Consider the following 23,461-nt stretch of genomic DNA (forward strand, 5'->3'; position numbering starts at 1 on the left):
TCTCTGATGAGTTGATAACTTAGAAGACCTTTGTTCGTCCTGTATATCCAATATTACTCAATGTATACAACAACGATATAATCAAAATTAGATTGTGCTATATCTCTGTGCCTGCGCTATACCAGATATTTAATAGTTTTTACTAAATAAATATATCCTGACCTCACCGCTTCTTGTGAGCTTTGATTTATCATATTGTTAAAATTAGAAAAAATTATTTAGCAGCCTTTCCGCACTGTTTACTTCACTAAAGCTATCAATTATTTCATTTTAACCGTCTGCGACATGTATTTAGTACTTTTTAGTATTAGTAGTAGGTTTGAAATCGCCCAAGTAATCGTAAATAAAAATCTTTTTAGTAATTAATAAATTGATATCGACATACTGAATGGGGTGGCACTTCTCTTTATTGTATTCAAGATATTGATAAAACTCGTCCCTCTGTTGACCATTCCACTTATATCCATAAGGCATATTTCCTGAAAACGTTCTATGACTCTCAACTTTATGACCATCTATGGTCAATCTTAATATCTTCATTTTACTTGTGTCGGTATAACTACTTCGTAGATACAAACACCCTTCCTTTATATTATTTGGTTTTTCTGCTTTTCTTTCAGCGATATAGCGCACACCCCAGACCTCAAAAATAAAGTATCCGCATAATAAAGTTATGATGATAAGTTTTTGATGTCCGAGATAGATACCGCGGATTTTTTTACTATAACTTTTCATCCTTCTCTTCTTATAATTTTTAGGTTTCATCAATAACTGGGGTTAGTTTAAAACTAGCTATATTTAAATGTAATAGACCAACGTTCTTTACCACAGGGTATTTATCTTCGGTAAGGGTTTTAAGGTGCTCGGAAGGCGTGTTATCGCAGGCAGATAAAGTAGAGATTATTATTACTAATAAACTCGTGACTATCTTTTTCTTCGAAAAGTTCATTGGTTTTTGCATAGGTAGTAGTGTCTTGAAGATTACATCGTCACTTATACTAACAATTGCCTATATAATCGCATAGTTTTTATTAGATTTTTGTCTAGGAAAATGATGGGCTGAGGCAGAGTGAATGCTGAATAGCGATAGTTTTAGGTGAAAAGATATAATAGCAGTTAAGATATGGCTACTCATTAGAAAAATTAGAGCTTGGTTAAAATCAATTCTTCAACCCCTGCTTCCTCATGCGCTTTAAACGGATAACGATCTGCCATTACTATCCAACTAGGCATTGGTTTGGATGCTAATTTTCTGCTTAGGCTATTTTTTATATTAGCCAATTTAATCATCAGAATATCAATATCCATTGTCACCCGGCGCACTTGATTCGGTTTAGTCTGTCGGCATCTATTACAATCGCCTTCAAGCGTTTTAAAAGTTTGCTGTAGTTGTTGCAGGCTTATCGGTGTGGTCAATGTTAGATGGACACATTGATTGGTATAGTCAGGTTTTGGTAGCTCGATAGTCGCGGTAAAATCAGGGTTTTGAAAAGCAGTAGATAGCTTTACCTCACCCAGCGCTGCCAAACTCTCTCGAGCAAGCGGTAGATACTTCTCGGCTTGATAGTTGCTACCCAGCGCTAACACCACCTCTACCACAGACTGCGCTTGCAGAGTTTCAGGTGCGCATTGTGTTAGCGTTGCCACATTCAACTCCATCGACGTTTTATGCATCATCGGCTTGGCTGTCATCAGCGTCTGTAGTAGCTGGCTCGTTGATTGACGGTGGTGCATAGCGTGTTATTTGCACCCCGACCGCGTCGGCTTGAGTGATAGCAGTCGGCTTGGCAATACTTAACGTGATTTTTTGACAGTCATATTTTGCAAATAGCTTATCAGAGATCTGTCCCGCCAAATGCTCAAGCAGCTTTGCTTGTATCTCTTTGCACCACTCGCTCACATCATCGCAAACTTCTTTATAGCTTAGCGCATCGCTCACATCATCTGACAGTGCAGCAGCGCTAATATCAGTCTCAAGTGCGATATCAATGAGCAAAGGCTGAGTAATGGCTCGCTCCCAGTCGAAAACGCCAATCACGGCTTCAACTTTTAAACCCTTTATAAATACGACATCAGACTGGGTATGGAACATACGTCTATCCTTATTTGCGAATTTTTATTTGAGTGATGAATCTTTTGTCCAAAACTATTGCAAAGCTTCTTCTCGTAAGCGCGCCGCCTTTAACACTTTACTTGGACGATGTCGCCATAGATCGATGCTAAATAATAGCAGACCTAACCAAATCAGCCCAAATACTGCTAAACGATGTAAATCAAACGGTTCTTTATAATAAAATACCGCTAAGAAGAAGATAAACGTCGGCGTCAGATAATTCATAAAGCTTAAGATACTATACGCGACAAGCTTGGTAGACTTATTAAACAATAGCAGCGGTATCAGGGTGATCGGACCTGCAATCATAAGCAGCCAAATATTTGCGCTAAACCAAAAGCTTAGCTGGTGACTAACCACATCAGACTGCCAAAACCACCACAGGCATAACGGTACCAACATCGCCGTCTCAACAAACATAGCATCCACAGCAGTTAATGGCGTTTGTCGCTGGATGGTACCATAAGTGCTAAAGCTAAACGCCAAAATCAATGATATCCATGGCAGGCTACCAATCATCACCACTTGAATGACGACAGAAAATAATGCAAACCCAATAGCAACCCACTGCAAAGGGCGCAAGCGCTCTTTGAATAATACCATTGATAAGGCGACGCCTACCAACGGTCCAATAAAATATCCCAAACTAGCCTCAAGGATACGGTCATGATTGACCGCCCACACATAGGTGAGCCAATTAGTGGCGATAATCAGACCAGATACTAGTGATAGCGCAATCCATCTTGGGTTTTGTTTGAGTGTCTCTATCCATCCCCAGCGTTTGGTAGCCACTAACACAATTAGTAGGCAACAAAATGTCCAGACGATACGATGCCCAATGATCTCAGTCGCATCATAGTCAGACAGTTTTTTGAAGTATAACGGAAATCCGCCCCAGATAAAAAACGCCATAAGCGCTGTGACGATACCGCGTCTGGTGGTAGTAATGGGAGCAACAGGTTTTTTGATGACATTTTGGGTAGTCATAATATAGGACAACTTTTTAGAGCAAAGCGCGCCCTCACCTAGTTTCGATTGCTATTATCGATACCATGGTGAAAGCGCAGGGTTACTACAGTGAGATTATAAGGTAAAAAGCAATGTACTCATGTCAGTAGTGACATGAGTACATTGCTAACGATGTAATATTAAATTTTTATTGATGCGCTGTGTTGTCAATCAAGAAGATGACACTAACTGGCATTTGATAATCTATTGGGCACCAGTATCCACTTGATCAACGTCAATAGACATACCGATTTGGTTGGCAAGCGTCGCAAAACCTGGGAAGCTGGTATTAACTGTCTCAACCCCTTCAATGGTAATTTGCTTGGATGCACGTAAACTGGCAACAGAGAAACTCATTGCAATACGATGATCATGATGCGAGACAATGTGACCACCACCAAAAACAGGCTGGCTGTTATTTATATCGCCGTTCTCAGTAGCAGTGCCTTTGCCTTCGATAATCAGCCCATCATCAGTCACGGTACAATCGATACCAAGTGTGTGTAGCCCTTCTGCCATTACGGCAATACGGTCTGACTCTTTGACGCGTAGCTCTTTAGCCCCAGTCAATACGGTACGCCCTTGCGCACAGCTAGCCGCGACAAACAGCACAGGGAACTCATCAATCGCTAGTGGTACCAGATGCTCTGGTATCTCAATACCGACCAAGTTTGAGCTGCGAATGGTAATATCAGCCACTGGCTCACCGCCAACGTGGGTCTCATTGCTTAGGCTAATATCTGCATTCATTAATTTTAGAATATCAATGACACCCGTACGTGTCGGATTGATACCGACTTGTGTCAGTGTCAGTTCGCTATTTTGACTGATAGCAGCAGCCACCATAAAAAATGCAGCAGATGATATATCAGCAGGAACCGCAATATCACCACCTGTTAACTCACCGCCGCCAGTGACGCTGATACGATTGCCTTCTACAGTCACAGGATAACCAAAAGCCGATAACATACGCTCGGTATGGTCGCGGCTGACCTCAGGCTGTGTGACGGTTGTCGTACCCTCTGCCCACAGTCCTGCTAGGAGCAAGCAAGACTTGACCTGCGCTGACGCAACTGGCATATCATACTCAGCACCTTGCAATGGCTTACCGACCGTGTCACGACCAGTGACACTGAGCGGCGCGGTGCCACTGTGACCCGTACTCTGAATCACTGCCCCCATTGACCGTAGCGGTGCCGCCACACGCTCCATCGGGCGTTTATTTAGACTGGTATCACCCGTCAACACACTATCAAACGATTGCGCCGCTAAAATACCAGATAGCAGACGCATACTGGTGCCTGAGTTGCCCATATATAGTGGGGTCTTGCTTGGCTTTAGGCCATTCATACCGACACCATGGATGATCAAGTTTCCATTGTCAGGACCTTCGATAGTGACGCCCATATCACGGAATGCTTGCAGCGTTGCAAGGGCATCCTCTCCTTCCAAAAATCCGGTCACATTGGTTATGCCTGTGGCAAGACTGCCAAGCATAATGCTGCGATGCGAGATGGATTTATCACCAGGGATCGCAATGGTGCCAGAGACAGTGTTGCTAGGGGTAATATTATAAGAAGCTGACATGGCAGAAGTATCCGTATAAGGGGTGCTGGCTAACATATGGCCAAAATGTCGCCGTGCGGCTTGCGCACGGCCTAAAAGTCCCATCAGGGCGGTTGAATCTTGATCAATGATGAGCTGACGCATGGTTTGCAGATAGACACCATACTCATCAAGAGCACTCACAATGGCGCTTTGATTGGCAAAAAATATATCATGCCACATTTTAGGGTCGCTGGCGGCAATACGGCTAAAATCGCGAAACCCGCCAGCGGCATATCGAAACATATCTAAATTATCATCATGGCTCGCCAACTGCTCAACCAAGTTAAAGGCAAGCAAATGCGGTAAGTGACTGGTATGTGCCAGTATACGATCATGATGATCGGCTGGCATGGACATCACATTGGCACCTACGGCTTCCCACAATAGACGCAACCTTGCGATTGACCTTGTGTTGGTAGTCGGTAGTTCGCAGACAATGACGCTATGGTTGACAAACAAGTTGGCGCGTCTGGCATGATACCCTGAATTTTCAGCCCCAGCAATCGGATGCGCAGGCACAAGCCCTACTGGCAACGAACCAAACACGACTTTTGCAGCATCAATGATATTGACCTTGGTACTACAAACATCCGTAATGATGCAATCGGTAGCAAGCTGTCCATCATCCATTGCTTGCTTGATATCGACAAACACTGCTTGTACTGCCTGTACTGGCACAGCAATTATAATCAAATCACTGCCGCGAGCAACATCTAGAAGGGTGGCGCTACCAGCATCTAGTAAGCCGTGCTCAATAGCCTCAGCAATACTTGGTGCATGTCTGTCCACTGCTACCAGACGCTCACTGAGACCATTGTCTTTGATGGCCTGCGCAAAGCTGGCACCAATCAGCCCAAGACCGATCACACAAACTTGTTTAAACATAGGTTGGGGTATATTCAAAGATGGTCGAATGTTGTTTTTTTTCTGATGACTCACGGCTTTTCTCATTGAACACGCTAAGATAAACTTAGATAAAGCATACCCTAACGTTATAAAATTTAATGATTCATTATCATATTATTTGGTTAAAACCCTCTATCAGGCAGCTTAATCTTCGGTCAATATAGAGCGCAGCGTATCTATCAAACGCAGATTGTCTTCAGCCAAACCTACCGTAATGCGTAACCAGTTAGGTAAATCATAAGCTGCCAGTGGACGGACGATGACACCTTGCTCAAGTAGTGCTTGATGAATGGAATCAGCAGTTATATCTTCCATCTCAACTTTTACCTCAACCATAATAAAATTGGCATGCGACTTCACAAAACCCAGACCTAACGCATCAAACTGCTTTTCTAACCAGCGCATTTGCTCGTCGTTCATCACACGAGTCTCTTCGATAAAGTCTTGATCAGCAAGTGCCGCTGCTGCTGCTGCTAGACCTATACGGCTGACATTGAACGGTTGACGAATACGGTTTAATAAGTGCGCAACAGCGACTGAGCTTAGGGCATAACCCACGCGCAACCCTGCTAGTCCATAAGCTTTAGAAAACGTACGGACGATAACCACATTATCAAACTCATCTAATAGTGCGCGGTTATTACTTTCAGGGCTATATTCGATATAGGCTTCATCCAATACGATCAGTACTGAGGGTGGCACACTGGCAACAAATTGACGTAGTGCTTTTTGCTCTAGCTGAGTACCCGTTGGATTATTAGGGTTGGCAATAAAAACAATTTTGGTATTAGGATTATCCTGAACCGCTTGGCTCATGGCTTTTAGATTGTGACCAAAACGCTGGGCAGGCACTTCAATATCCATAGCGCCTTGCATCTTCGCTAACATCGAATACACCACAAAAGCATACTGGCTATAGACGATAGCGTCATCAGTGCCAACAAAACTACGCGCCAAGATATCAAGTAAATCGTCAGAACCATTACCAAGCGTAATCTGATCAGCACTGACATCATTAAAGTCAGCCAAAGCTTGCTTTAGGTAATAGCCATTGCCATCAGGGTATCGTGCCAGTTGACCCAATTGCTCGGTCACTGCTAGGGTCACACGCGGTGAGCACCCCATTGGATTCTCATTGCTAGCCAGCTTGACCACATCTGAGACACCATACTCGCGGGTCAACTCCTCAATCGGCTTACCTATTTGATAAGGTGTCAGTGCCAGAATACTGTCGTAAGCAGGCACAAGTGGTAGTAAATCTGACGATGTCGATTGAGAATCTTGCATGGTTCATTCCTAGATGTTGTCTCTAAATGCTGCCTTTAAAATACAATACCCACTTATTGTATATTTATACCAATAAGTGCTGCCTAAGTATTTTATAGGACGGCTTTTGGATACGAGCCTAATATGCGCAAATCTTTCACCAATGGGCGAATATCATTAATAGCTGCACTGACATTTGGATCATTGATATGACCATTCATATCAATAAAGAACACATACGCCCATTTGTTAGGACGCTCAGGACGGGTCTCGATACTGGTCATCGATACGCCGTGATAGGACAAAGGCTTTAATATCTCGATGAGCGCACCAGCTTTATCATGCGCTGACACCACGATAGAGGTTTTGTCCTGCCCAGATGGCGCGATGGCTTCATGACCGATGATTAGGAAGCGCGTGGTATTGCTTGGGTTGTCTTCGATGTTTGAGTAAAGCTTGTGCAGGTCATACTCTGCCGCTGCCACATCACCTGCAATCGCTGCTGAATGCCACTCGTTTTTTAGACGGCGGGCGGCTTCACCATTGCTCGATACGGCAACGCGCTCAACATTGGGAAAGTTCACATCTAGCCAATGGCGACACTGAGCAAGCGATTGCTGATGTGAGTAAATGCGGCTCAAGCCATCAATTTTGGTGTGTTCAGCAACTAAGAAGTTTTGATGAATCGGTAGCTCAACTTCACCAATGATCTTTAGGGTAGAAGATAAGAATCCATCTAAGGTATGATTGACCACCCCTTCTGAAGAGTTTTCGACAGGGACCACGCCATACATCGCGGTACCCGCTTCAACTTCACGGAACACATCCGTAATCGTCGTCATAGGCACGGTATCTGCGGCCTTACCAAAATGCTTGAGCGCGGCGGCATGCGTAAAGGTACCGACTGGTCCCAAGAAAGCAATACGCTGCGGCGCTTCTAAATCCAAGCATACTGACATGATTTCACGGAACAAACGCGCCATTTTTTCGTCAGCGATAGGACCGGTATTACGCTCCATTACTGCTTTTAGTACTTGTGCTTCGCGCTCAGGACGATAAAAGATAGGGTTACTGGTATCATCAGTGGCAATATGGTTTTTCTTTACTGTAGCGACTTGCTGAGCCAGCTTGGCGCGGTTATTGATGAGTGTTTGGATCTCGCAGTCGACTGCGTCAATATTTTGACGAATATTGTCTAAAAACTCTTTTTCAGTTGCGGTATCGCTAGCGCCTGCGGTGGTTTGATTTAGATTGTCCATATTTTGATCTGGTGACTGCTCGCTCATTACCGCCCATCCTTTTTAGATTTTATCACTGTTAGGTATTGCTATTGTTTAGGTGTCAATACTGCTTAATCTTACTGTCTTTTATATACTCTAATTGCTAGGCACCTCAATTATTAGGTGCTTCAATCATTAAATGTTTTAACTATTAGGTGCTTTGACTGTCTTTACATATCAATGACTATATACAATGGTATTTGTGTATAGCCCCATGATGGAGTCATTCGAAAGTCAGTTACGCATTAGCGTCATTTGCTGCTGATACTATATGCATCATCAAATACAGCTGCTCGATATATAGCCGGCTCTACTATAACAAAAACTTGAGTCAGTGCCCATTCGTAAATACGCATAAATATCCCAATGCCATTAATATTAGCACAGTTAAGGCACATAACAGCGTCACACCGCACAACTCTGGACAAACACATGCTCAAAACTGTGTTACAGTCTCAACTCAGCTCCCTACCCTGCTACATATAAGAGGAGCATCATATCATTACCAAAAAAAAGGATACCTAATGAGCGCATTACAACAGCTACGCACCATGACTACCATTGTTGCTGATACTGGTGACCTTTCGGCCATTGCACGTTTAAAACCTATCGATGCGACCACCAATCCAAGTCTAATTACCAAGGCTATGATTCACCCTGACAATCAAGGCATGCTATCAGAGACAATGAGCCGTCATAATGGTGATGTTGATGCCGTGATTGATGCACTGACCATTCAAGTGGGCTGTGATATTTTAGAGCTGATTGAAGGACGGGTTTCAACCGAAGTTGATGCGCGTTTGTCTTACGATACTGGGGCGACGATAGATAAAGCACTTGCCTTTATGGACGCGTATCAAAAAGCTGGCGTCAACTCAGAGCGAGTCTTGATAAAAATGGCAGCAACGTGGCAAGGCATTGAAGCAGCACGCTATCTTGAGACCCAAGGTATTCACTGTAATTTGACTCTGTTGTTTGGACAACATCAGGCTATCGCTTGTGCAGATGCTGGCGTGACCCTAATCTCACCTTTTGTGGGACGTATCTTAGACTGGCAAAAACGCCAACAGAACCGTCAAAACGTACCAGCTTCTGACGACATGGGCGTACAATCAGTCAAGCTCATCTATCAATACTACAAACAGCATGGTTACCAGACGCAAGTAATGGGTGCCAGCTTCCGTTCGACTGAGCAAATTTTGGCATTAGCAGGCTGTGATTTGTTAACTATTGCGCCCAATCTCATTGATGAGCTAGCAACCATGGACACTGAGGTGACACGCCAGCTATCGCCTAGTATGTCAATGGACGTACAAGCAATGACCCAAGTCAGCTTAACCCATGAGGAATTTAGCGCCGCCTACCAAAAAGATAAAGTCACACAAGACTTATTGCCTAAAGGTATCGATGGCTTTATTGGTGCACGTGATGAGCTTGCCAAAGCACTAACTGCAATCCGTGGGTAATAAAAGAGACAAGATTCACACTGGTGTCACACAAAAGATATTTGCCTGCCCACAGTAAGTTGGCTATCATGAGCGACTTCAGATAACAAGAAGCAAGGCTTAAGTATGAAACGGCTATCAATGTTATTGGCAGGCTGTGCTTTAGCGTTCAGCGCCCATGCAGCCAATTGGGTAGAAGTGTCCAAGAGCGGCTCTGGATCGGTTTTTAGTTTAGATTTGGACTCTATTGAGAGCTCTGACATCAAGATCATTGATGAAAAAGAGGTCGAAAATATCACTGTCTCTATGCTAAGAACCTATCCTAAGCAAAAAGAAAAAGATACAGTGAAAGAAAAAACCATTCATCATAGTGACCAGCAGCTCCTGATTTCTTGTAAAGACGCCAGTTACTACAAAAGGGCTTATGTCAATTATGGTGCTGACAACAAGGTCATCAAGTCATGGCAATCAGAAAAACCCATACTGACCACCAAAGACTTTAAAGTCACGACACCAAAGACAGTCGGACGCACACTGGTTGAACGCGCTTGCAAAAGCTACGAACAAGATGAAGCATAATACATTAGACCAATCATAAAAAAAGCGCCCTGATTATTTTCAGGGCGCTTTTTTGTGGCTGACAGCAATGACTTGCGATTGATCTTGGTCTTTTAGTATTGGTTTTAGGCTTTTAGTACCGTATAGACGGGGACTGGAAACGCGCCATGCAGATCTACTAAATCTAATAATACCAATGCACCTACTACCGTATGCTCCGCTGATTGACACAGCTCATACGCTGTCGTCAGCGTACCACCAGTCGCCAAAATATCATCGACCAATAGTACACGCTCAGGTGGCAGATTGTTTTGCATCTCAAGCGTATCTTTACCGTACTCAAGCGCGTATGCCTTATTGGCAACAGGTGGTGGCAGCTTGCCTGGTTTACGGAGCAAGATCATACCTTTACCCAAATGGCCTGCCAACATACTGGCAAATACAAAACCGCGTGCCTCAACAGCGCCTAAACAGTCCACTTCATCCATCAAACCTTCTGGTAACGCATCAAGTAGTGCATCGATGACAGCATCAACATGACTGCGCAGTAACGGGGTAATATCATAAAAATCAATGCCAGGTTTTGGAAAGTCTGGTACTGTGCGAATAATCTGCCAAAACGGATGGTCAGTGTTGAGCATGGTAGTCGTCTCATTTTCAGTAGTGGCAGATGCGGCGGCGGCATTAATACTCATGTTAACCCTTAACTTATATGTTTATCTGGTTTGAATGATGAATGGGTATGGCTTCTATACTAATTGGTTAATCGTATATCAGCGTTAAATAACGGGTGACTCTGTGAATTTAGCGGCGATTATTATAGCATAACTGGCTTTCGTATTGCGGACTGGCGCCTTAGATTGTATTACATCACAGCAAAATAGAGCATATGCTATCCTTGATAAAAGGCAAGTCATCTCAATATACAAGTGTAAACTTAACTATGAAAATAACGGTTATATGCTAAACTACGTGCGTTTTTGCAGTCTAATATGATGGCTGTGATGCTACACATGAGTGTTTATGACGCACTATAACACTAGTAATGATCGATAGGACTATTTATGAAACGTTATGAATGTATTGTCTGCGGCTGGATATATGATGAAGCGCTTGGCTGCCCTGAAGAAGGTATTGCACCTGGTACCAAATGGGAAGATATCCCTGATGACTGGACGTGCCCTGAGTGCGGTGTCGGCAAGCTTGATTTTGAGATGCTTGAGCTGTAATAGACGACCCTCTAATTAGGACACTTCATGACAAAATCAGATGACATCAATAGTGCCAAATTGCGTGAAACTTCAGACACAGATCTAGACAATACGCCAGATTTTTATCCAGCGCCTGAGTGGCAAAAGTTTGGGGATCACCAATGGCGAGACTCCGATCTTAGCAAACACCTCTACCAAGCGATGATTGATATTGGTGATGGTATTGAGCTATGTATCGAAGCTGGCGGCAACCCCAACAACCCACCTTTGTTAATGATTATGGGGTTGGGATCGCAGATGGTATTTTGGCCAGATAATTTTATCAAACGCTTTATTGATGCTGGTTTTTTTGTGATTCGTTTTGATAATCGTGATATTGGCCTGTCCTCTAAAGTTCAGATCGATGGTCTGCCCCGTATTAGCCAGCTCAAAATGATGATGCGCCTACAAACGGGGCTGTCAAATAAGAGCACTCAGGTTGCCTATAACCTGACTGATATGGCAGAGGATACCGCACGTCTGATTAAAGTTCTAAAACTCGGTAGAACGCACCTGCTTGGGGCCTCTATGGGCGGTATGATTGCACAAATTGTGGCCGCGCGTTATCCAAGTTTGGTTCAGCGTATGGCACTGATGTTCACCACAACCAATCGTGCTTTTTTAAAACCGCCAAAGCCCAAGCAGCTATATACGCTCATCAATCGCCCAGAGAGCCACTCTGAGCGTGATATCGTACGCCATAGTGTTTGGTTTATGAAGACAGTTGGCACGCCCGGTCATGTCAATGTGCGTATGGTCCGCGAAATCGCTAAAATTCGCTATCAACGCAACTTTCATCCCCTTGGTACTGTACAGCAGCTCAACGCGATCTTGGCATCAGGCTCTATCAGTCGCTTCAGTAAGCAAGTCAAAGCACCGACTATCGTACTGCACGGTAGTGCTGATGGGCTATTACCTGCATCACAAGGCCGAGTAGTCGCCAAAACCATTCCTAATGCTACGTTTCATCTGATCGAAGGCATGGCGCATGATATTCCGGAGTACTATCAGCCTTATATGGTCGATTTGATCAGCAATCATTTATCAGATAAATAATCATTTATCTATGATAAAGAGCTGACGACTAGCTGTTGTGAAAAAGAGTGTACCCCATTCTATGGCTGATAGGGGGTACACTCTTTCTTTGCCTATCTATATAGGCACGGCGCTACTCTACTCACAGCTGATGGCAGTACCTTCTTTATCAATGCACATCTTATTGCCATTTTTCAGGTTACCAATCCATGCCTTGCCATCTGTGAATAAAAATGACGGCTTGCCTTTGTAGCTATCATTAGCCAATACCTCATCACTCGTAAAGCGAAAGGGAATGACCAGCTCACCGCCAAGATTAACAAACCCCCACTCATCACCAATACGTACACCAGCTAATTGCTCAGAAAATGCTCGGGCTTCATCGAATGAATAGGTAATCATCGTAACGCCACTATCATCTACAAAACCCCACTTTCCATCTTGCTGTCGGGGTTGCAACGTCGTAAAGGGTCTAGGTGTGGGTCGCTCCGATTGTGATGATGATACATTGGTATTGCTAGACGTGGTCGGTTGTTTAGTTGTCTGACTGCTACTCCGAGCGTTTGGATCGTTAGTCGCATTGCCGTTTTTGTCCAACCAGCTGGTTGTGCTGTTTTTGCGGACGCGCGTCACACCATTACGATAGTCATCAATCTCATCGATTGTCGCTGAAAACGAGACAACGGTACTGTTGGACGTGTCAATAACGCCATAGTTGCCGTCCTTTTTTACCACGATACGCCCATCGGATACTGGGCGCGCCCATCCTTGGTTTCCTGTGATCATATCGTACATTACCGGTATAACCTCACGGCCCTGCATATTGAGATAACCGACATGGCTGTTGCGTAGCACAGGTAGTAGACCGCCTGATATCTTATTGGCATCAACTTTTTGATAACGTGATAAGTCGACAACTCTTTTGCCCTTGCTATCAATCAAAGCCACTGGCGCACCAAAATCTTTCTCTGCTAAAAAGTAACGACTACTAGCTGTACAGGAGACATTTTTGTAGTAGCTTTTGGGAAGCTTACAGCTGGCTGCTTGTGCGCTTGGTATCAAAAGTATAGCACTAGAGAGAACACCAATAGCAACGCTAAACTGCGATACTCTTAGGGAAGATTTAGAGGTTACATTTGACGGTATATTTGACAAAAAATGTCGGAGCATGAGCAAACCTAGGCAAATAGTATAGAGTGTTTGGTATAGCACATTGAGCGCTAGCCACATCATAAGGCATTAGACTAACAAATAGTCATGTGCACGCCAACGCCATTCCTGTAAGGATGTGACTCGATTATATAAGCGCTGTTGTATAAATATCAACACCGCCACATAGCGCATAAACTCTCAAATAGTTTATAAGTTCTTAAAAACTTGAACTTTTGGAAATTAATGCTCGTGAATGTCTGACTTTGTATCTGCCCTTTATTTAAGCACTTTCACTACCTATCGTAGTAATCTTTCTAAAACTAAAATAAATTTTGGTTTTACCATTTCATTTCTCGCCCAAAACCACGACAATATGCCTTTGGTCAACCGACATATGTGCCGGCTAAAATAATAATATAAGGACGATTTATGGCAATTGCTTCTTCACGCGCCGCCCCTATTGGATTGGTTATTGGTTGTATTATTTTTGGTTTGGGCAGTCTGATTGTCGCTCATGTCGATATCGGTGGCTGGGCGATGTCGTTTTGGCGACTGGCCATATCAGGTGTCGTATTTGCCATCTTAGCTAAAGTAATGGGACAACGAATACCTCAATCAAGGCGTGCTATTTTTTATGGTTTGTTATCAGGTGCCTTTTTGGGATTAGATTTGGCGCTTTGGCACGAGAGTATCTATGCCGTTGGTCCTGGTATCTCGACCCTACTCAACAGCTTACAGATCTTTTTCTTGGCTGCAATCGGGTTCTTATATTTCAATGAACGCCAATCTATCGTACAGATCATCAGTTTGTTTTTGGCGATGTTGGGCGTGGCCATGATTGGCAGTCCTGAGTTTGCGCATAATACAGCTGCTACTTGGGGCTTTGTTACTGGTATTGTTTCAGGCGCGATGCTGGCCGCATCAATGACCTTTATTCGTAAGACACACGATACCGAACCTGTACCGATCTTTATGCTGATGCAGCTGATCAGTATTGGCGGTGTTTTAGCGATGATCATACCAATGTTCGTATTTGATACTGGTCATATATTGCCCAATACATGGTCTGAGATTGGCTGGGTACTTGTCTACGGTACAGTGATGCAGTGCTTGGCATGGGGTCTGATTGCCTACTCGATTCCGAAGCTGTCTCTGGCACTGACTGGATTATTACTATTGACTGAACCTATCGCTGCTCTCGTGATTGATTACAGTTGGCTGGACAAACCTATCAATAGCTTACAATGGGGCGGCGCCTTATTGACTATGTTTGCCATTTATTTAGGATCACTAAAACCCAAGCCTCGCGCACTACGTCGTTATGGGTTTTTCTCAAAATTTTATAGGCGGGACTATAAGTAAAACTGCTTTTTTGACTGAATACGGTCAGCCAATAAAAAGCGCCCACACTATCAATAGTATGGGCGCTTTTTATTGGCATAATACATTATATTTTATTTAAGCATTTCAGATTTACTTATTATATAGTCTAATTATTTAGCCAATGATTGCTTAGTTGCTTTGGTCTCAGCGCTTTGGTTAAATAACGCATTTAATACGATAGCAGCCAAAGTAGCCGTACCAATACCGCCCAGATCAAAACCACCTAAGTGCAAGCTAAAGTTTCCCGTACCCATGATTATGGTCACTGCCGCGATAATGAGGTTGCTGTTTTTACTGAAGTCGATCTTGCTGTCTATCCATATTTTTATCCCCGCCACCGTGATAAGACCAAATACCACAATAGACGCACCGCCCAATAACGCAGCTGGTATCGTTTGGATAATCGCCCCAAACTTTGGTGATAGACCCAATATAATTGCAACGATACCTGCAACGACAAATATTGTTGTGCTATATACTTTGGTAACTGCCATCACACCAATATTTTCCGCATAAGTGGTTACCCCTGTACCACCAAATCCAGCCGAAAAAGTCGTGGCCAAACCATCCGCCAAAAACGCTCGACCCATATAAGGGGTGACACGAGCCTTAGTCATGCCTTCTACTGCCTTAAAATGCCCTAAATTTTCAGCTACCAAAATAAAGGCAACAGGAGCAATTAAAATAATAGCGCTCATCTCAAAACTTGGGGTATGAATACTGGGTAACCCCAACCATGAGGCAGCGGCGACCGTACTAAAATCAATTGGCGTACCAAACCCTAAGATATTGGTCATGACAAAATAAGCAAAATAGGACAGCACCAAACCTACCAGTAATAACAGACGACGTAACATGCCGCGCGTAAATATCGCTACACTGCTAATGAGTAATACCGTCAACGTGGCCATCCAAGCATCAAACTGATTGGCAGAGACACCCTGAATGGTCACTGGTGCCAAATTCAGACCAATAATCATAACGATGGCACCAGTCACAATGGGCGGCATCAAACGCTCAATCCAGCCTGTACCCGTTTTCATCACCAGCAAACCAATTAGCGCATAAATAATACCGCAAGCCATGATGCCGCCTAGCGCGACATTCAAATTATCATTGAACCCTGCCCCTGCATAAGCGGTCACCGCAATGACGGGCCCAATAAACGCAAAGCTCGATCCCAAGTAACTTGGCATACGTCCACCAGTGATCATAAAGAACATCACCGTACAGATACCAGACATCAAGATAGCCAGGTTAGGATCAAACCCCATCAATAATGGCGCAAGTACGGTCGCACCAAACATTGCAAACGTATGCTGTATCCCTAGCAAGACACTCTTTGATGGTGGCAGATATTCATTAATACCAACTGGATCACGGTCTAAGTTACCTTTATAGGCTCGCCATGTCGGAAACCAGCGACCATTTTCAAAATCTGGATTGTGTGGGTAGTTTATGGCTGTTGAATCAATACCTGCAGCCTCTAATGCATTGTGAGCTGACTGATCTTGAGCGCTGTTCTCTGAAGCTGATGATGGATCTTTTTGTGATGGCATGCGCGCTTGTCCTATGTGAGCTGAGCTAAAGTAATAGGCTAAAATAACTAATGAGATAAAAACTGAATGAGGTTGATAGACTGACCAACAAAACCGCGTAAGTTACAGATGATTTAAATCGAAGAAACCTAACATCCCCTATCAATAATATGTCATCTTAATTCATTCATTTATGTTGTAATATGACAAACCAAAAGTATTATTTGGTATGATAGCCAAGTCTTGATAGCTGCATAAGGTTGAAAAGTGTTGTCAAAAACATACTTACCCTTTTGCACGCTAGCATACTCAGTAGCGATATTTACTTACAGGATGTTACATAGTCGTTGGCTCCGAGCATGATAGCGGAGTTTCAAAATAAATAAAAGTTATTATTCAGTCATCACTTGTACTCTTTCGTGTTAAACCTTTTATAGACAGTGTCTCGCATGCCCCTATTAATGGTGGCTGCGGGCGATAACCGTCTGTTATATTCTCAATAAAAGTGCTCAATGTAATCGTGAGGATTGCTAAGGCTCTTAAATTTTTCGGTAACTTATTATGATTAGTGTTTTTGATTTATTTAAAATCGGAATTGGTCCATCAAGCTCACATACTGTCGGGCCAATGGTAGCCGCCAACCTGTTTTTGGACTCATTAACCAAACAGATAGCATTGACTGCCGTTGCTAAGATAGAAATCGAGCTTTATGGCTCGCTGGCGGCAACAGGAAAAGGGCATGCCACAGATACGGCTATATTACTAGGATTACTAGGTCATACGCCAAGCACTATTGATACGCGTATGAGTAGCAGTTACTTGTCCCCTATTTTTTCTGACAAAATATTGAACATATCAGGTACTCACACCATTGCCTTTGATACAGAGCAGGATATTCATTGGTACGATGACACTGTATTGCCCTACCATCCTAACGCACTGACACTGCGTGCCATATCAAACGATGGCACTCGCTATCAACAGACCTACTATTCGATTGGGGGCGGCTTTGTTATCAATGAAGAAGATGCTACCGACCCAGACGAAGATCACGCCAGCCCAACCATCGATAGCGTGCCTTACCCGTTCAACAACGCAGCAGAACTTCTAGAGCAATGTCGTCAGCATGACTTGAGTATTAGCGAATTGGTACTGGCAAATGAGTGCCACTTCCATGATAAAACAGAGATATTTGCTTACTTAGATAGTATTTGGGAGGTCATGCAAGACTGTGTAAAGCAAGGCTGTGAAAATGGTGGTATCTTGCCAGGTGGCTTAGATGTTAAGCGCCGTGCACAAGATTTGCACGTACAACTGTGCGCTGAAAAAGATCAGCCTATCACCAAAACGGATAAACTCGCCGCTATGGATTGGGTAGACTTATACGCACTCGCCGTCAATGAAGAAAACGCCAATGGCGGTAAGGTCGTGACAGCACCAACCAACGGCGCCGCAGGTATTATTCCTGCCGTACTGCACTACTACCGTGACTTTTTGCCCAACTATAGCCAAGACGGCGTTCGTAAGTTCTTGCTGAACGCCACCGCTATCGGTAGTCTAATCAAACAAAATGCATCTATATCTGGTGCCGAGGTCGGCTGTCAAGGTGAAGTGGGCTCTGCTTGTGCGATGGCAGGATCTGCATTAGCAGAGATCATGGACGGCACACCAGCCAAATGCTTAAACGCCGCCGAAATCGGTATTGAACACAACCTAGGCCTAACCTGTGACCCTATTGGTGGTCTGGTACAAGTACCTTGTATCGAGCGTAATGCGATGGGTGCGGTCAAGGCGATTAATGCTGCACGCCTAGCTTGTAGAGGGAATGGTCAGCACTTTGTCTCTTTGGACAAGGCCATAGAAACCATGAAGCAGACAGGCGCAGATATGTCTGATAAATATAAAGAGACTGCACGTGGTGGGCTTGCTGTTTACGCTGATAACAGAATTCCTACTGCCACTCGCGGTGTTAGTGTTAACTACAGTCAATGCTAATCTGAGTTATTGGTTGTGCTAATAGTAGATAATAACTGAAAAAAGATACCGTACTAACAATAAAAAAAGACCTCTAAAAAATTAGAGGTCTTTTTTATGGATAGCATCATGACATCAAGTTCATAAAACTAAATCATGACGTTAAGTATTAGAATTACTCAGCAGTTTTTGAAACCACTTCATTTAGAATCCAAACAGGCTGCACCATGTTCGATCCTTCAGCAACGACTGCTTCTTGGCGTACATCTAGAACATAACGATAGTTTGGCTCATAAGTAAAGCCTTGAATGTTACCATTTAGAGTCGTGTAGTTTTTCTGATAGGTTTGACGATACTGTAAGCACTGTGACTCTACCATACTGCCATCTGTTGCAGTCAGATCACAAACTGCTTTGCGCGGTGCGATCTCAACTTCAAAACTTGGGATATTAACCACTTTTACATTCATAGGCTGCCCTTCAACAACCATCGTGCGCTCGTCATCCATGCTCATAGTAGAGCAACCAGAAAGGGCGAAAGTTGTCATCAATGCTGCGAGTGCTAGTTTTTTCATTGTGTGTTCCTCAAGTGAGTGGTAATAATTATTTATTGTGTGTCTAGATTTATTACTGAAACTATTTTTCTATGACAGCTATGTTGCTAATTAAGCGATAACAATCCAAGTATACTTTTTCACAAAGTCTCTTTTTATTATCGATATTATAAGTATCTTATAAACAGTGCCATTTATTTACTTAGGCAAGTATATGCTGCAAACCGACCTACTCTCTATGACTGCTTTGTAAACTAACGTCAGCTTTTGCAACTCATGTTAATAGTACGTATTAAATAACAGAGTGTTTTGATACTCGGCATACATTAGAATGCAAAAAGGATTAGAAACTAAAAAGGCCAAAGCAAGTATTGCTTTGGCCTTTTTTTAACGTATTCGAGAATTATTTTGGGTTAGAGTTGTTAGCTACGATAATCAGCATTGATCTTGACATAGTCGTAAGACAAATCACAGGTATAGACTGTGTCGCTAGCTTCACCACGAGCAAGATCAATATGAATAGTAATCTCAGCGCGGCTCATGACAGCTTTGCCCGCCTCTTCCGTATAGCTCGGCGCAACACCACCATTTTGGCAAATCATGACCTCATCTAAATATACATCAACTTGCTCAGTGTCTAGGTCGTCGATACCCGCATAACCAACTGCTGCTAGGATACGTCCCCAGTTTGCATCACTTGCAAAAAAGGCGGTTTTTACTAGCGGTGAATGCGCCACTGCGTAAGCCACATCGCAGCACTCTTGCGTGGTCTGACCGCCAGTTACCTTGACCGTCATGAACTTAGTCGCACCCTCACCATCACGTACAATCAACTGTGCCAGACGCACAAAGACTTGGGTCAATGCGTCAAAGATGGGCTGATAATGTGGATGTGCTGGACTATCAATAACATCTGAGCTGGCAGCCCCTGTTGCAATCAATACACAGCAGTCATTGGTTGAGGTATCACCATCGACGGTAATGCGATTAAAAGACTGCTCATTAATAGCGCTCAACATCTCTTGCAATAAGTCAGCGGCAATATTGGCGTCCGTTGCTACGTAGCCAAGCATGGTTGCCATATTTGGGCGTATCATGCCTGAGCCTTTTGACATACCAGTGATATGATAACTGGTACCTGACACATCAATCTTTTGGCTAGTAAGTTTAGGAATAGTATCTGTCGTTCGAATACCATTAGCGGCAGCCAGCCAGCTATCATCAGCTAAAGTTGCCAACGCATCATCTAAACCCGCAATGACTGCATCACTATTTAACGGCTCGCCAATCACACCAGTAGAAAACGGCAATATCGCATGATTATCTACGCCTGCTTTATCAGCTAAGGCTGTACAGATGTCAACGGCGCGGCGTTTGCCATCAGCGCCTGTACCTGCATTCGCATTACCAGTATTCGTGACTAAATAACGAGGAGTGGACTTGGCAAAGTGCTCACGTAATATGCGTACAGGTGCGGCACAAAATGTATTTTTGGTCGTGACAACTGCCGTGGTCGCTTGTTCCGCAATTTCTATGACAACCAAGTCATCACGGTTTTTGTAGCGCACGCCTGCTGCGGTCGCACTGAGTCTAATGCCGTCAATCGGATAGATGGTATCAGGTACTGCTACGTTTCCAACAGCCATAATAAAATCCTTACTTTTTAATTGTTATCGTTGTTTTTAAGGGTAACGTAATAAACACTATAGGCATATTACGGTTTTTTTAGATCAAATGCCGACCAAATTGGTGCGTGGTCAGAGGGTTTTTCCATAGCGCGTAGCTCATAGCTGATTCCAGCATCGATACACTCACTAATAAGATCAGATGTGCATAGAATATGATCAATACGTAAACCGCGCTTAGGCTCATCATTAAAACCGCGACTGCGGTAATCAAACCAGCTATATAACTCTGTGCTCTCGGGATAATGCAAACGGTATGTATCAGTCAATTCACGTGACATCAATGCTGAATACCACTCACGCTCTTCTGGCAAAAACGAGGTCTTTCTATTTTTCAGCCAGCGCTTTGCATTAACCTCACCGATACCAATATCAATGTCTTCTGGTGCAATGTTCATATCACCCATTACAATGAGTGAGCGACCTTCTGCCTTTAGCGTATCAATATAAGCCATCAAATTGGCATAATAAGCGCGCTTCATCGGAAACTTGGTCGGATGATCTTGACTCTCTCCTTGTGGAAAATAGCCATTGAGCACATCTATCTCACGTCCTTCGATCTCATAGCGCGCATGGATAAAACGCTTTTGCGCCTCTACATCTTCACCAGGAAAACCTTTTTGTACAAATATAGGGGCAGTTTTCGATAGTAGTGCCACACCATAATGTCCTTTTTGCCCAAAATACTCTACGTGATAGCCCAAGCCTTCTATATTATCAAGTGGAAACTGATCATCATGAACTTTGGTCTCTTGTAGACCCATGACATCAGGATCGATTACTTCGCGCACCGCCTCAAGCTGATGCTGGCGAGCACGGATACCATTAATATTAAAACTGACAAAACGGGTCATAAATTGTCCTATACTGATTGGTTAAAATACGATGCTAATAAAAACGAATGCGCTATAAATGTCTATGATAACAGACCTCGTCTGTTCGAGCAGTTGCATGGCCTTATATCTTAAGCTAGAGTAGCTCTTATTATAATAATATAATAGACGCTTTTTTATTGGCACAAACATATATAGCGTCTTCATCAAACAATACTTATTAAAATACTGAGCACTATTATGACAATGACTGATCAAAAAAATAAAAATGCAGCCCTTAATAACACAGCCCCTAATAACAATATCGAACCACTGTTTGCTAAAGACTATAACGTCTACATCAACCACACTGATGCTGGCGGTATAGTTTATCACGCCAACCACCTAGTATTTTTTGAAAACTGTCGCCGCGATTGGTTTACCAAGCTGGGTCTTAATGGTTATTTTTTGCAGACTGATGATGGTGATGTACAGCATTTTGTCGTGAGTCAGGCAGATTTACAATACAAAAGAGCCATTCTCTTAGATGAAATCATCAGTGTCCGTATCGATAAAGTAGAGCTAAAACCTGCCAGCATGATATTTTATCAAAGCATTCATCGAACCCTATCTGATGATGACACTGCCAAAACAACCCGTAGTCAGCTATTAAGCAGCACCAAGATCGTCATCGCCTGTGTACAGAATCTTGTCAAACCAGAGCCAATGGCCAATGAGCAAACAGACAATAACAAAACTGACACGACAGTGAATACAACACCAATGCGCCCTATTCGTGTACCAAAACAACTGCGCGATAGTATTGGGCAAGCGATTAGCGTGCAAATGAATGGACACCAATAGTACTTTATGAGTATAGATACTAGTAAGCCCTTACTTACATTTGACACTCTTTGGGTATGTGGCAGACGAGCAGTCAGCATGTCTGATAATGAAGCTACAACAGGCACACGAACAAATGCTTTTGCTCTGCAAAAAATATATCAGAACTGGTCAGATAAGCTAAAGAACAATACGACGCCCGATGACCGGTCGACCCATAACAGCGCACTAATCAATGGCGCAAGTGGCGAACTACATTCAGGTCAAATAACTGTTTTGACAGGAGCTTCTGGTAGTGGGAAATCCGTATTGTTACGCGTACTTGCAGGCTTACTGCCAATGAGTGCTGGTGATATTCTCTTACAGAGTAACAGCGCGTCTTGTAGCAGTGACAGTATTGAAGTCATTGAGCCTACAGAATGGCGCAAACAAGTTGCTTTACTTGCTCAGCACCCGCAACTGATGGAAGGTCGTGTCCTTGACAACCTAAAGATGCCTTATCAACTACAAGCACATCAGTCTCAAAGCTTTGATATCGACTGGCATGTTGCCCAGCTTGAGACGCTCAATAGAAATGCAGAGTTTTTGCAGCAAGAGGCCTATCATCTATCTGGTGGTGAGCGTCAACTCGTCAATACGTTGCGTCTATTACAACTGAATCCAAGAGTATTATTACTAGATGAACCAACAGCTGCACTGGATGTTGATACCTCAGCACAATTGGTAACTCTGCTGATGAGCTGGTTACAGGCCAATAAACAGCGCACATTATTATGGGTCACTCACGATACTAAAGACATCATGCCGCTGGCCAATAGACATTGGCAAATGCAGGCGGGTGTCTTAACTGAGATATCTTGAGACAATTATCCAACGCTAGATAAGCAGTTTAATCCCCCTTGCCCCCACTTTTTTACTCGTTTATTTTTTCGTATCTAGAGTTGATCCAATTTAAGACTGCTACAAGACAACCGAGTACAGATATATATGTCATACTTTAAGCGAGGTTAACGCTGTAGCTCTTTTATAGTGGATTAACAATATAATGAGCA

Annotated in this window: 21 protein-coding genes; 8 read left to right on the top strand and 13 right to left on the bottom strand. The window is 43.4% G+C overall.

All coding sequences use genetic code 11. The annotated features are described in order from the left end of the window. Positions 1–291 precede the first annotated feature (291 nt). The 7 genes from AC5JPO_RS02725 to pheA all read right to left on the bottom strand — a co-directional run bounded on the left by AC5JPO_RS02725 (position 292) and on the right by pheA (position 8,187). Positions 292–735, bottom strand: coding sequence for a hypothetical protein (locus tag AC5JPO_RS02725; RefSeq protein WP_493851757.1), 444 nt, complete (start codon positions 733–735; stop codon positions 292–294). A gap of 408 nt (positions 736–1,143) precedes the next feature. Continuing rightward, positions 1,144–1,647, bottom strand: coding sequence for a 2-amino-4-hydroxy-6-hydroxymethyldihydropteridine diphosphokinase (locus AC5JPO_RS02730; RefSeq protein ID WP_493851756.1), 504 nt, complete (start codon positions 1,645–1,647; stop codon positions 1,144–1,146). A gap of 19 nt (positions 1,648–1,666) precedes the next feature. Then, a complete protein-coding gene (gene folB, locus AC5JPO_RS02735) occupies positions 1,667–2,092 on the bottom strand; it encodes a dihydroneopterin aldolase (protein ID WP_493851755.1) in 426 nt (141 codons plus the stop codon). 54 nt (positions 2,093–2,146) lie between these two features. Beyond that, on the bottom strand, positions 2,147–3,100 hold the full coding sequence (rarD, locus tag AC5JPO_RS02740; RefSeq protein WP_493851754.1) for an EamA family transporter RarD: 954 nt from the start codon (positions 3,098–3,100) through the stop codon (positions 2,147–2,149). 225 nt (positions 3,101–3,325) lie between these two features. Next, the gene (locus tag AC5JPO_RS02745) at positions 3,326–5,614 is read right to left on the bottom strand and encodes a bifunctional prephenate dehydrogenase/3-phosphoshikimate 1-carboxyvinyltransferase (RefSeq protein ID WP_493852709.1); all 2,289 of its coding nucleotides are present in this window, start codon (positions 5,612–5,614) and stop codon (positions 3,326–3,328) included. A gap of 165 nt (positions 5,615–5,779) precedes the next feature. Then, positions 5,780–6,922 (bottom strand): histidinol-phosphate transaminase, encoded by a 1,143-nt coding sequence (gene hisC / locus AC5JPO_RS02750; RefSeq protein ID WP_493851753.1) that lies wholly within the window; start codon positions 6,920–6,922, stop codon positions 5,780–5,782. Positions 6,923–7,014: 92 nt separating this feature from the next. Then, a complete protein-coding gene (pheA, locus tag AC5JPO_RS02755; RefSeq protein WP_319050389.1) occupies positions 7,015–8,187 on the bottom strand; it encodes a prephenate dehydratase in 1,173 nt (390 codons plus the stop codon). Positions 8,188–8,705: 518 nt separating this feature from the next. Between pheA and AC5JPO_RS02760 the strand changes: the two genes are divergently transcribed. Beyond that, positions 8,706–9,647, top strand: a complete 942-nt coding sequence (locus AC5JPO_RS02760) for a transaldolase (protein WP_493843267.1) — start codon at positions 8,706–8,708, stop codon at positions 9,645–9,647. A 105-nt stretch (positions 9,648–9,752) separates the two neighbouring features. Beyond that, entirely contained in the window at positions 9,753–10,205 is a 453-nt protein-coding gene (locus tag AC5JPO_RS02765; protein WP_493851752.1) for a surface-adhesin E family protein, read from the top strand. Between the two features lie 104 nt (positions 10,206–10,309). Here the strand turns inward: AC5JPO_RS02765 and AC5JPO_RS02770 are convergent, their stop codons facing one another. Next, positions 10,310–10,825, bottom strand: coding sequence for an adenine phosphoribosyltransferase (locus tag AC5JPO_RS02770; RefSeq protein WP_493852708.1), 516 nt, complete (start codon positions 10,823–10,825; stop codon positions 10,310–10,312). Between the two features lie 423 nt (positions 10,826–11,248). Between AC5JPO_RS02770 and AC5JPO_RS02775 the strand changes: the two genes are divergently transcribed. Together AC5JPO_RS02775 and AC5JPO_RS02780 are read left to right on the top strand one after the other, a co-directional pair. Further along, a complete protein-coding gene (locus AC5JPO_RS02775; RefSeq protein WP_057759803.1) occupies positions 11,249–11,413 on the top strand; it encodes a rubredoxin in 165 nt (54 codons plus the stop codon). Positions 11,414–11,440: 27 nt separating this feature from the next. Next, positions 11,441–12,490, top strand: coding sequence for an alpha/beta fold hydrolase (locus AC5JPO_RS02780; RefSeq protein ID WP_319050386.1), 1,050 nt, complete (start codon positions 11,441–11,443; stop codon positions 12,488–12,490). 117 nt (positions 12,491–12,607) lie between these two features. On the opposite strand, the gene AC5JPO_RS02785 is transcribed toward AC5JPO_RS02780, so the two are convergent. Then, complete coding sequence (locus AC5JPO_RS02785; RefSeq protein ID WP_493851751.1) at positions 12,608–13,639, bottom strand: WG repeat-containing protein; 1,032 nt, start codon at positions 13,637–13,639, stop codon at positions 12,608–12,610. Between the two features lie 411 nt (positions 13,640–14,050). On the opposite strand from AC5JPO_RS02785, the gene AC5JPO_RS02790 reads away from it, so the two are divergent. Next, complete coding sequence (locus AC5JPO_RS02790; protein WP_493851750.1) at positions 14,051–14,983, top strand: DMT family transporter; 933 nt, start codon at positions 14,051–14,053, stop codon at positions 14,981–14,983. A gap of 131 nt (positions 14,984–15,114) precedes the next feature. Here the strand turns inward: AC5JPO_RS02790 and AC5JPO_RS02795 are convergent, their stop codons facing one another. Next, positions 15,115–16,563, bottom strand: coding sequence for a solute carrier family 23 protein (locus tag AC5JPO_RS02795; protein WP_493851749.1), 1,449 nt, complete (start codon positions 16,561–16,563; stop codon positions 15,115–15,117). Positions 16,564–17,100: 537 nt separating this feature from the next. Between AC5JPO_RS02795 and AC5JPO_RS02800 the strand changes: the two genes are divergently transcribed. Then, a complete protein-coding gene (locus AC5JPO_RS02800) occupies positions 17,101–18,537 on the top strand; it encodes an L-serine ammonia-lyase (protein ID WP_493852707.1) in 1,437 nt (478 codons plus the stop codon). Positions 18,538–18,691: 154 nt separating this feature from the next. On the opposite strand, the gene AC5JPO_RS02805 is transcribed toward AC5JPO_RS02800, so the two are convergent. The 3 genes from AC5JPO_RS02805 to xthA all read right to left on the bottom strand — a co-directional run bounded on the left by AC5JPO_RS02805 (position 18,692) and on the right by xthA (position 21,608). Beyond that, on the bottom strand, positions 18,692–19,090 hold the full coding sequence (locus tag AC5JPO_RS02805; protein WP_319050382.1) for a DUF4377 domain-containing protein: 399 nt from the start codon (positions 19,088–19,090) through the stop codon (positions 18,692–18,694). A 401-nt stretch (positions 19,091–19,491) separates the two neighbouring features. Then, a complete protein-coding gene (gene argJ / locus AC5JPO_RS02810) occupies positions 19,492–20,715 on the bottom strand; it encodes a bifunctional glutamate N-acetyltransferase/amino-acid acetyltransferase ArgJ (RefSeq protein WP_493851748.1) in 1,224 nt (407 codons plus the stop codon). Between the two features lie 68 nt (positions 20,716–20,783). Then, positions 20,784–21,608, bottom strand: coding sequence for an exodeoxyribonuclease III (gene xthA, locus AC5JPO_RS02815; RefSeq protein WP_493851747.1), 825 nt, complete (start codon positions 21,606–21,608; stop codon positions 20,784–20,786). A 219-nt stretch (positions 21,609–21,827) separates the two neighbouring features. On the opposite strand from xthA, the gene AC5JPO_RS02820 reads away from it, so the two are divergent. Together AC5JPO_RS02820 and AC5JPO_RS02825 are read left to right on the top strand one after the other, a co-directional pair. After that, entirely contained in the window at positions 21,828–22,430 is a 603-nt protein-coding gene (locus AC5JPO_RS02820; protein ID WP_493851746.1) for a hotdog domain-containing protein, read from the top strand. 78 nt (positions 22,431–22,508) lie between these two features. Next, complete coding sequence (locus AC5JPO_RS02825) at positions 22,509–23,270, top strand: ABC transporter ATP-binding protein (protein ID WP_493851745.1); 762 nt, start codon at positions 22,509–22,511, stop codon at positions 23,268–23,270. Positions 23,271–23,461: the final 191 nt, after the last annotated feature.

This window comes from Psychrobacter sp. H25 (genome assembly GCF_059076335.1).

Excerpts from the sequence above, each read along its gene's own strand:
- AC5JPO_RS02770 (WP_493852708.1), bottom strand. The coding sequence starts at position 10,825 with ATGCTCAACACTGACCATCCGTTTTGGCAGATTATTCGCACAGTACCA.
- AC5JPO_RS02760 (WP_493843267.1), top strand. The coding sequence starts at position 8,706 with ATGAGCGCATTACAACAGCTACGCACCATGACTACCATTGTTGCTGAT.
- AC5JPO_RS02825 (WP_493851745.1), top strand. The coding sequence starts at position 22,509 with ATGTCTGATAATGAAGCTACAACAGGCACACGAACAAATGCTTTTGCT.
- AC5JPO_RS02820 (WP_493851746.1), top strand. The coding sequence starts at position 21,828 with ATGACAATGACTGATCAAAAAAATAAAAATGCAGCCCTTAATAACACA.
- AC5JPO_RS02805 (WP_319050382.1), bottom strand. The coding sequence starts at position 19,090 with ATGAAAAAACTAGCACTCGCAGCATTGATGACAACTTTCGCCCTTTCT.
- AC5JPO_RS02780 (WP_319050386.1), top strand. The coding sequence starts at position 11,441 with ATGACAAAATCAGATGACATCAATAGTGCCAAATTGCGTGAAACTTCA.
- AC5JPO_RS02725 (WP_493851757.1), bottom strand. The coding sequence starts at position 735 with ATGAAAAGTTATAGTAAAAAAATCCGCGGTATCTATCTCGGACATCAA.
- argJ (WP_493851748.1), bottom strand. The coding sequence starts at position 20,715 with ATGGCTGTTGGAAACGTAGCAGTACCTGATACCATCTATCCGATTGAC.
- AC5JPO_RS02775 (WP_057759803.1), top strand. The coding sequence starts at position 11,249 with ATGAAACGTTATGAATGTATTGTCTGCGGCTGGATATATGATGAAGCG.
- pheA (WP_319050389.1), bottom strand. The coding sequence starts at position 8,187 with ATGAGCGAGCAGTCACCAGATCAAAATATGGACAATCTAAATCAAACC.
- AC5JPO_RS02795 (WP_493851749.1), bottom strand. The coding sequence starts at position 16,563 with ATGCCATCACAAAAAGATCCATCATCAGCTTCAGAGAACAGCGCTCAA.
- AC5JPO_RS02790 (WP_493851750.1), top strand. The coding sequence starts at position 14,051 with ATGGCAATTGCTTCTTCACGCGCCGCCCCTATTGGATTGGTTATTGGT.
- AC5JPO_RS02785 (WP_493851751.1), bottom strand. The coding sequence starts at position 13,639 with ATGCTCCGACATTTTTTGTCAAATATACCGTCAAATGTAACCTCTAAA.
- hisC (WP_493851753.1), bottom strand. The coding sequence starts at position 6,922 with ATGCAAGATTCTCAATCGACATCGTCAGATTTACTACCACTTGTGCCT.
- rarD (WP_493851754.1), bottom strand. The coding sequence starts at position 3,100 with ATGACTACCCAAAATGTCATCAAAAAACCTGTTGCTCCCATTACTACC.
- AC5JPO_RS02765 (WP_493851752.1), top strand. The coding sequence starts at position 9,753 with ATGAAACGGCTATCAATGTTATTGGCAGGCTGTGCTTTAGCGTTCAGC.
- AC5JPO_RS02745 (WP_493852709.1), bottom strand. The coding sequence starts at position 5,614 with ATGTTTAAACAAGTTTGTGTGATCGGTCTTGGGCTGATTGGTGCCAGC.
- xthA (WP_493851747.1), bottom strand. The coding sequence starts at position 21,608 with ATGACCCGTTTTGTCAGTTTTAATATTAATGGTATCCGTGCTCGCCAG.
- folB (WP_493851755.1), bottom strand. The coding sequence starts at position 2,092 with ATGTTCCATACCCAGTCTGATGTCGTATTTATAAAGGGTTTAAAAGTT.